General features: G+C 39.0%; 7 protein-coding genes and 1 pseudogene. 5 read left to right on the top strand and 3 right to left on the bottom strand.

Annotated features, from left to right (window positions below):
• Positions 1 to 104 precede the first annotated feature (104 nt).
• Positions 105 to 473, top strand: coding sequence for an SET domain-containing protein (locus KHB02_RS28195; protein ID WP_213146146.1), 369 nt, complete (start codon positions 105 to 107; stop codon positions 471 to 473).
• Positions 474 to 1021: 548 nt separating this feature from the next.
• On the opposite strand, the gene KHB02_RS28190 is transcribed toward KHB02_RS28195, so the two are convergent.
• Both KHB02_RS28190 and KHB02_RS28185 read right to left on the bottom strand, forming a co-directional pair.
• On the bottom strand, positions 1022 to 1732 hold the full coding sequence (locus KHB02_RS28190; RefSeq protein ID WP_241114159.1) for a response regulator transcription factor: 711 nt from the start codon (positions 1730 to 1732) through the stop codon (positions 1022 to 1024).
• Between the two features lie 92 nt (positions 1733 to 1824).
• On the bottom strand, positions 1825 to 2769 hold the full coding sequence (locus KHB02_RS28185; RefSeq protein ID WP_213146147.1) for a c-type cytochrome: 945 nt from the start codon (positions 2767 to 2769) through the stop codon (positions 1825 to 1827).
• A 282-nt stretch (positions 2770 to 3051) separates the two neighbouring features.
• Here KHB02_RS28185 and KHB02_RS28180 point away from each other — a divergent pair, with 282 nt between their 5' ends.
• Positions 3052 to 4200, top strand: coding sequence for an ArgE/DapE family deacylase (locus tag KHB02_RS28180; RefSeq protein WP_213146148.1), 1149 nt, complete (start codon positions 3052 to 3054; stop codon positions 4198 to 4200).
• 95 nt (positions 4201 to 4295) lie between these two features.
• On the opposite strand, the pseudogene KHB02_RS28175 reads toward KHB02_RS28180, so the two are convergent.
• Positions 4296 to 4705 (bottom strand): annotated as a pseudogene (locus tag KHB02_RS28175) (VOC family protein).
• 579 nt (positions 4706 to 5284) lie between these two features.
• On the opposite strand from KHB02_RS28175, the gene KHB02_RS28170 reads away from it, so the two are divergent.
• The 3 genes from KHB02_RS28170 to KHB02_RS28160 all read left to right on the top strand — a co-directional run bounded on the left by KHB02_RS28170 (position 5285) and on the right by KHB02_RS28160 (position 9524).
• Positions 5285 to 7231, top strand: a complete 1947-nt coding sequence (locus KHB02_RS28170; protein WP_241114158.1) for a sigma-54-dependent Fis family transcriptional regulator — start codon at positions 5285 to 5287, stop codon at positions 7229 to 7231.
• 265 nt (positions 7232 to 7496) lie between these two features.
• A complete protein-coding gene (locus KHB02_RS28165; RefSeq protein WP_213146149.1) occupies positions 7497 to 8486 on the top strand; it encodes a thiamine pyrophosphate-dependent dehydrogenase E1 component subunit alpha in 990 nt (329 codons plus the stop codon).
• A gap of 24 nt (positions 8487 to 8510) precedes the next feature.
• Entirely contained in the window at positions 8511 to 9524 is a 1014-nt protein-coding gene (locus KHB02_RS28160) for an alpha-ketoacid dehydrogenase subunit beta (protein ID WP_213146150.1), read from the top strand.
• Positions 9525 to 9532: the final 8 nt, after the last annotated feature.

Here is a 9532-nt window from a genome sequence, read left to right as displayed (position 1 = left end):
GTTTCTAGGCAGCACTGTCCAGAGGGAATACTTATCACATATGAACGTGCTGGCATAAATTAATAAAATAATATTCATTTATTAAAAAATGGCGGTGAGAGAAAATGATTGAAGTAAAGAAATCAAAATATGGCAGAGGGATATTTGCAACCCGTGACATTCATAATGGTGAACTGATACATGAAGCTCCAGTTATTGTATCTCCTAGTAAGGATTACAAATACTTGACAAAGACGATAATGAGGGACTATGTGTTCTGGTGGGACCAAGATAATGATGAAGTTGCACTTGCGTTAGGATATGGTTCTTTATTTAACCACTCCTATAGGCCTAATGCCATATATGGACTCAACTTTGCAAATAGAACAATTGACTTTTATGCACATATCGACATAAAAGCTGGAGAAGAAATTCTAATAAACTATAATGGAGAACCTGATGACGATGAGTCCTTATGGTTTGACGTCATCTGAACCTCTAGGCTTGACAAAGTTTTATGATAAAAAATAACAATAGTAAGAGAAAAGAATACTTTCTCTTTAGATTGGGATATTTATATTTGGAATTGATCCAAAAGAATGTATTAGGCATTCAAAAGGTGCGCATCTACTCACTGAAGATGAACAAGAAGGACTTTATCTTCATCTTTGCCAGGAAGCCGCAAGAGGCAATCCAATTCTTTACCGAAACATTTCAGCAAAGCCCATTAAACTGTCAGAATATCCACTAGTATTTGAGTTTGAGTGGGGAAAAGAGGTGGTTTCATTTCGGGAGATGAGGAAGGATTTCATGAGTTTTCCGGTTATACCGGGGCGGTTTGTGAGGGTTGGATAGTGAGAAGAAAATAATCCTAAGTTTGAAATGGTGAGATCTAATGGTTAGAAAAAGCGGCCATCCCAATATGGAGGCTGCTTTTTTGTTGTATAATGAAAAAATTAAATCAAATTAGTCTTTAAATAGTTGATAATTTAAGATGCAGATCCCTAGAGGGTAGTGGCAGCACACTTTTTCACACCTTTCCCTAACCCTCAGTTGCAAACTTATACCCAATCCCTCTTAACGTTACGATAAAAGGATAATCTGTATACTCAGCAATTTTTTCTCTTAAATTTTTGATATGGACATCTACTGTTCGTTCATTGATTACCTTTTCATTCTTTTTATATACGGTATTGATGATTTGTTCTCTTGAAAAAATTTGATCTGGGTGGGTCATAAATAGATAGAGCAATCTGTACTCGAAATGGGTTAAATCAAGTACTTCATCGTGGAATTTAACGACTCCCTTTAATGGTTTAATCGTTAATCCTTTATAGCTTAGTTTACTGCAGCGATTGGCTGTTCTTCGTAAAACTGTTTCAATCCTAACCGACAATTCCTCTATATTATATGGCTTACCAATGTAGTCATCAGCCCCTTGTTTCAGCCCTTCGATTCGATCTTGGTCCGTATTATTGGAAGATACAATGATAATGGGTACATTACTGTCCAGTTCGTAACGCATCCAGGAGCAAACTTCGAGTCCATCCATATCAGGAAGAGATGTTTCTAAAAGCACAAAGCAGGGATCGTGTTTTAAGTAAATTTCACGAGCTGTTTGTCCATCAACAGCCTCCAATATTTCAAAACCCTGTCTAGTCAGATGAAATCTTAATACAGCTCTATTTTCACTATTGCTATCAATAATTAAAATGGTTTTTCCTCTCAAACTTCTATCTTCCAACTTTCTCAACCCCTTGCCTCCATTATAGTGATAAAGAGAGTTTTACAAAAGGTGATGTTTTATATATAGAAAAACGACCCGCTGTTAACGGGTCATTCCGATTATTTGTTTTCCGGATCCTTCTTCCCAGCAAGTGTTTCATAGGCTGCATCATCCGGTGCATCGCCTTTCGGCCAGTCATTTATTTTATCAGGGAAATCAGGTCTAGCCATAGAGTTAATATAGGCTGCGATATTCATCGCTTCTTCATCTGTGAAGGAACCTGCTTTATAACCACCCATTGGTGCTTTAGGCATATACTTTTTGATAAAGCCCCCAGCCGTTCTTACACGAGCCATACCTGCCCCAATATTGTAAGATTCGTCTCCCCAAAGAGGAAGTCCTGTGGCGCCGCCATCGCCGCCTTCTCCATGACAGGTAATACAAGCTTTGTTGTATAGTTCTCGGCCGGCATCCACATTTAACTTGGTTAAATCCCCTTCAGCCTTTGGCATTTTAGCCCAAGGTCGTTCCTTCGTACCATCAGGAACATTGGTTGAAATATACGTATAATAAGCAACCATTGCTTTCATCTCTTTACTATCTAAAGGAAGCGGTTTTCCATTCATACTTCTTTTAAAACAACCGTTAATCCGTTCTTCGATTGTAACTTCTTTCCCTGCACGTGGATTATATTGTGGATAAGTTTTTGAAATACCGACTAGATCAAGAGATGAAGCAACTCCACCATCCGCATGGCAGCTGGCGCAGCTCAGTTTGTTTCCTACATACTCATCTAAAACCGTGCTGGTTTCATTATGTTCTTTATAACCCAGTTTAATTAATTCCCCTTCTTCCCCTTCCGGAACTTCGTCCATACTTGGCGGTAAATAAGGATGGTCTGGTTTGGTTGCTGTTTGTTCTCCAGATGTTGATGATGGTGCAGATGCTGCAGAACTTACCGCTGGCTGCCCCTTTGAATCTAGTATAAATAAGTAGAATACACTAAACCCAAGTACGATCGTGGCAACAATGGCACCAACGGAAGCAATAAATAGTTTATTCATGTTTAAGCTCATCTCCATTTCAGAGGATTTCTCATAAGAGAGGATTTTTCCGAATTGTTTTTACAGGCTCATTATCTATAACGAGTGTTAAGATTCGGTTAAGTAAAATTGAGTGTTTCGTGAACAAGGGGTAACAGAGAGGAGCGTTCACCAAATGTACAAAAAGTTTCAAAGGGGTAGTTCCAGAAAGTCCTAAGAGGATAACTGAATAATGGACTTTTGGGCAAAATACAGTTGTATTTTTATAGACGATAGACAGATAAAATTTCGGAGGAATGTAGTATGAAACATTTTACAGAAGAAGAAAAGATAAAGATTTTATCTGACATGATAGCGATTAAATCTATTAATGAAAACGAAATGGAAGTGGCAAGTTACTTGAAAGATTTATTTGCTGAATATGGCATTGAATCTAAAATTATTCCAGTTACTAACACTCGCGTTAACTTAGTGGCTGAAATTGGAAGCGGGAGTCCAGTCATTGGTGTTTCCGGTCATATGGATGTCGTTTCTCCTGGTGATGAAAGCGAATGGACTTCAGATCCGTTCACATTGACAGAAAGGGACGGAAAATTATACGGCCGTGGAACAAATGACATGAAAGCAGGTTTAGTAAATCTTGCTTTAGTGATGATTGAACTCAAAGAAAATAATGAATTAAAAAATGGTACTGTCCGTTTTATGGCAACGACGGGTGAAGAGGTCGGTGGAGCAGGTTCAAAAAAATTATACGAAGAAGGTTATATGGATGATGTAGATTATCTATGGGTAGCTGAACCTTCTCATGACACCATTATTTACTCTCACAAAGGATCACTTAACTTGCGTGTAACGTCTATTGGTGAAGCAGCACACAGTTCTATGCCTGACCAAGGTTATAACGCGATTAATCCATTGATGGAATATCTATTAGAACTAGACAGAAAATTGAATGGCGATGATCGTAAAAATGAAGTTCTAGATAAATTGGTTATGAGTACAACTATTTTTAATGCAGGGAACCAAGTAAACTCAGTTCCAGAAAAAGCAGTAGCTGAAATAAACGTGCGGACGATTCCAGAATTTGATAACGAAGAAGTGATTGACTTATTCAACACAACAGCGAGCATTTACAATAAAGAAGGCTCTAATATTGATGTTGAAGTGACAATGTCATTACCAAGTGTTTTCACTTCAGGACAGTCTAAAATGGTTGATCTTGCTAAAGAACTCGGTAAAAAACACTTAAATTTGGAAATTTCTGTTAAAGGTTCGCCGGGGGTAACGGATGCATCAAACTTATTACGAGGTAAAGATGACAACTTCCCATTCATGATGTTTGGTCCAGGCGAAACAAAAATGGCACACAAAACAGATGAATATGTCTACAAGGATTACTACTTTGCATTCTTCGATATCTATAAAGAGTTAATTTTAGGATTATCGATATAAAAATAGATAGATAAATAAACAGCACAATTCTTGTTATGGAATTGTGCCTTTTGGTTTATAAGTATTGATATTTTTTGAGAGGTTGATTCAGAAAATCAACTATTTTCTACATGTGATGCTTCCATGAAAAATACTTCCCATAGATGGCCATCAAGGTCTGCGAAGCTTCGTGAGTACATGAAGCCGTGGTCCTGCGGATCGTTTGTAGGCGTTGCGCCGGCTCCAATGCCTTGTCTGCTAACTCATTAACTTCCTGCCGGCTTTCGACAGACAAAGCGATAATAGCCTGTGAGCTTTTTTCCGTATTGGGAATTTCCTTTTTTGTAAAAGACTTAAAATACTCCTCTACTAAAAGCATGGCATATATATTTTGATTAATGACCATACAGGCGGCCGATTCATTGGTGAACTGGGGATTAAACTCAAAACCTACCTTTGAAAAAAATTCCATTGTTTTTTCCAGGTTTTTAACTGGCAAATTCACAAAAATGTTTTGAACTCCCATACAATCCAACTTCCTTCCTTTTTTTAAATGATTTTATTTTTGTTGTAAATTGCCATGGATGTTGTTTAGTGTTCATAAATTATTACTTTTAGCATTACCTAATTTCCCCCAAAAGCATTACAGTTCCTATACTAATTTATGTATTTTGGAGTCAGTCCCCAGCTGCTTTAAAGCTTTACCTGAATGGGGGACTGACCCCATCTTTCAAAAAATTCCTTTTTAAAAGAGGTAAAAGTGATGGTGTTGGAGGTACTTTATGCGGTTCCGTTTTGCGCAGCAATTCTTCTCATCGTTACCATGACATTTCATACCTCTTTCTTAATAAACTCAAGCTGCAATAAAAAGTGCCAGGCACCACCCAATTTTCTGGATGGTGCCTGGCACTTTTTCCTGTTCTTTTTATACAGCGCCTAAAGGTCCTCGTGTAAAATTTCTTTGTATTTTAGCAAAAGAGAAGTTAATGCAATTCAAAATACATTAACTGAAAAATTGAGGAAATTTAAGGAATAATTGGGGAATATGCTAAAATGTAACTAGATCACACACATTAACAGGAAGTAAAAAATGGGAGTGGGTAGCTTGAAAAAAATAAGTGAGTTTAATAGCACGAACATTATGTCTGTAAGTCCACACAGGGAAACAGAATTTTCAAGCATTATTCATCAATCATGGCAACGTTCGAAGGGATACAACATTGATCCGAATCGAAAATATGGTAAGGTTTCAAAAGAATTATGGAAGAAAAGTATCGTAAACAATGCTGAATTAATACATACCGCCTTACCCTTAATGAACGATATTTACCAGTTAGTAGAAGGCACAGGGTTTATGGTGATTATTTGTGATAGGAATGGACGATTACTGAAAACGATAGGAGATGAAGAAATATTAAAAAAAGCGGAAAGCATCTCCTTTGTTGAGGGGGCTGATTGGAGTGAAGAGGCGATTGGCACAAACGCCATTGGCACTTGTATTAAAGTAAATAGGCCGCTGCAAGTTTTTCATTATGAGCATTATTTAAAAGTTTTACAAGAATGGACATGCTCCGCATCACCGATTAGGGGATCAGATGGGAATATACTCGGTGTGCTCAACGTATCAGGTCCTTATGAAAAAGTACATCCGCATACGCTTGGAATGGTGGTATCCACGGCCAAAGCGGTAGAAAATCTTCTGAATCTGCAAGAAAAGAACAGAAGAAATGAGGTAATGAAAAGCTACTTAGAGGTAACAATGAATTCACTCACTTCTGGGATTATTCTTGTCAATCAGCAAGGTGACATCATTCAGGCAAATAAAACATTACAAGACATGATTCAGCTTAACGAGGAAGATCTTGTTAGTAAAAAAATTGCTGAAGTGTTTACGAACCAATTATTCCAAACTGATTTGTTTATGTTCGATAACATTAAAGATAGAGACATCACTCTTAAAACGAAGATTAAACAGAATACAAAGCATGTTCTACTAAATTGCAAACCTGTCTATCAAGGAGAAATGCGAATTGGCTCGTTGCTCACTTTTCAGGAGATTCAAAAAGTACGCCAGTTAGTCAATCATTTTACCGGCAATAGGGCGACCATTACCTTTAAGGATATCATTGGAGAAAGTCCGCTGTTCCTTAAAAGCATAAATGAAGCAAAAGCTGCTTCACATTCTCCTTCAAATGTGTTGCTTTTAGGTGAGAGCGGTACGGGTAAAGACTTGTTTGCTCAGGCTATTCACAACAATAGTAAACGCAGTGCCATGCCGTTCATTGCCATCAATTGTGGGGCGATTCCAAGAGATTTATTAAGTAGTGAATTGTTTGGATACGTGGAAGGCGCTTTTACAGGGGCAAGAAAAGGCGGGAATTCTGGGAAGTTTGAGCTTGCCGATGGAGGGACGATTTTTCTTGATGAAATCGGCGAAATGTCGTTGGATATGCAGGTCCTTCTTTTAAGAGTCCTACAAAATAGAGAGATTAATAGAATTGGCGACCATAAAGTCATTCCCGTCGACGTAAGAATTATTGCCGCAACCAATAAAAATTTAAAAGAAGAGGTTAGAAAAGGAAATTTTCGAGAGGATCTATATTTTCGTCTTAATGTTCTTCCCATTCAGATTCCAAGCTTGCGCGAAAGGGACGAGGATATCCTATTGTTAGCCTCTCATTTCGTAAAACAGTATAATCAAAAAATCCCTAGAGTAATAGAATCAATTTCACCCTCATACCTGAATGCAATAAAGAAATATGACTGGCCAGGAAATGTACGCGAGCTTCAAAATGTCATTGAAAGATCCTTGAATCGATGTACCTCAGGGGTTCTTTCGATCGATTCTCTTCCAGATGAAATCACAGTCACAGGCCATCAGGTCGAAACAACGGTTGACCCGAATGTCCCAGGTAAAAAAGCTGAAATCCAAAAACAATTATTACTCGATACGTTAATGGATTGTCAATATAACTACAGTAAAGCAGCAAAGAAGCTACAAATATCAAGGAGTACTCTTTACAGATGGCTGGATCGCTTCAATCTGAAATAATAATGTCCCATTTTGTGTCAGTGTATCGTTCGTTGTGATACACTTTGATACAAAATGGGACATTTTTTTTGAAATAACTAGAAGGTATGATTTTTGCTTTTTGAAGGTTGATGAAGTAATAAAGAGAATAAATGCTAGTGTTCCAGAGGATTGTTCTGCTGCATATGAAGCCTTTCTTTTTAAAAATGAAAGCGGTTACTAACTTGGCACGAATCTTGCAAATTAATTGAGTGTGAACATCCATTTAATAAAAGGAGGATTCAAGATGTCAATTCCTAAAGAAAAACTGCTTTGGATGTACGAAACAATGGTGAAAAGCCGTTATTACGAAGAATTACTTGTCGAAGCTTACGCTGAAGGGAAAAAGCCAGTGTTTAATATTGGTGCAGGACCTGTTCCGGGTGAAATGCACCTTTCAAATGGGCAGGAACCCGCTGCCGTTGGGATTTGCGCCCACTTAACAAAAGACGATACCGTTGCTTCTCCTCATCGTCCACATCATCACGCAATTGCAAAAGGTGTGGATTTAAAACGGATGACAGCGGAGATTTTCGGAAAGGTAACAGGTCTAGGAAAAGGGAAAGGCGGCCATATGCATTTGTTTGATCCTACAGTGAAATTTTCTTGTGGGGGTATTGTCGCTGCAGGGATTCCTCAAGCGGCTGGCGCAGCTCTTGCTGCCAAGCAAAAAGGAAAGGACTGGGTGGCTGTTGCGTTCATCGGTGAAGGAGCTGCCAATGCCGGTGCTTTTCATGAAACATTAAATATGGCAGCACTTTGGAAACTGCCACTCATTGTTGTGGTAGAAAATAACTCTTGGGGTATTTCTGTTCCTAAGTCGGGCTCAACAGCCATTTCATCAAATGATCGGCGGGCGGCAGCTTACGACAATACAGTGGGTTATTCTGTAAAAGATAATGACCCGCTTGAAATGTACAGGGTTTCTCAGCTAGCAGTCGAAAGAGCTCGTCGTGGAGAAGGACCATCGATTATTGAGATTGAAACGTACCGCTTTTTAGGACACTTCCAAGGGGATCCAGAATTGTATCGTGACAAAGAAGAAGTTCCATCTTTACGTGAAAAAGATCCCATTGATCGATTAAGAAATCATCTGCTATCTGAAGGGATCGCTTCAGAAAATGAATTAGACCAAGTAGAGAACCTTGTGAAAAATGAAGTTGATGTGGCTTTCCAATTTGCACGGGAAAGTGAATATCCGCTTCCAGAAGCCGCACTTGAAGATGTATTTTGTTAATTTACTAGATAGGAGATGAACGGAATGCAAACAACGAAACGTATGCTGACAGGAAATAAAGCGATGGCAGAAGCCATTGCTCAAGAAATGGAATGCAACCCAAATGTATTTGTGATGGGTGAGGATGTCGGTAAATATGGTGGCATATTTGGAGCGACACAAGGACTGATCGACAAGTTCGGCGATCAAAGAGTACTGGATACACCAATTTCTGAAACTGCATTCATTGGAGCTGCAATTGGTGCGGCTGCAGAAGGTATGAGACCGATTGTGGAATTAATGTTTGTTGATTTCTTTGGTGTTTGTATGGATCAAATCTACAACCATATGGCGAAAATTCCTTATATGTCCGGCGGGTCGGTCAAGTTGCCAATGGTGTTAATGACAGGAGTTGGCGGCGGATACAGTGATGCTGCGCAGCACTCACAGACACTTTATGCGACCTTTGCTCATCTTCCAGGAATGAAGGTAGTCGCACCTTCCACCCCGTATGATTTGAAAGGAATGATGACGGCTGCCATCAGAGATGATAATCCTGTTGTATTCATGTTCCATAAGACATTGCAAGGCTTGGGCTGGATGGACCAGGTGGAGGAGTCGGTAGGCGAAGTACCTGAAGAGTCTTATACGGTTCCACTTGGAAAAGCAAAGGTTGTTCGTGAAGGTACAGACGTGACCATTGTAGGAATCCAAATGATGACCCATCAAGCGACTGCTGCTGCAAAAATCCTTGAAAATCAGGGGATCAGCGCAGAAGTCATTGATATTCGTTCACTTGTCCCGCTTGATAAAGAAACGATTCTAAATTCTGTACGCAAAACACATCGCTTGGTTGTTGTCGACGAAGATTATCTTTCCTATGGTTTCACGTCCGAAATTGCCGCAATCGTTGCGGAAGAGGCACTTTATGAACTGGAAGCACCAATTAAACGGCTCGCCATTCCGGATGTACCGATTCCATATAGCCGTGACCTTGAAAAATATGTGATTCCAAATGCACAAAAAATTGCCGATGCAGTCGTTAAATTAATGGAATAAGAATAAAT

The organism is Neobacillus citreus (assembly GCF_018343545.2).
Lineage (GTDB): Bacteria > Bacillota > Bacilli > Bacillales > Cytobacillaceae > Neobacillus > Neobacillus citreus.
Note: the sequence above shows the minus strand (reverse complement) of the source record. Positions and strands in the feature narration are given on the sequence as shown.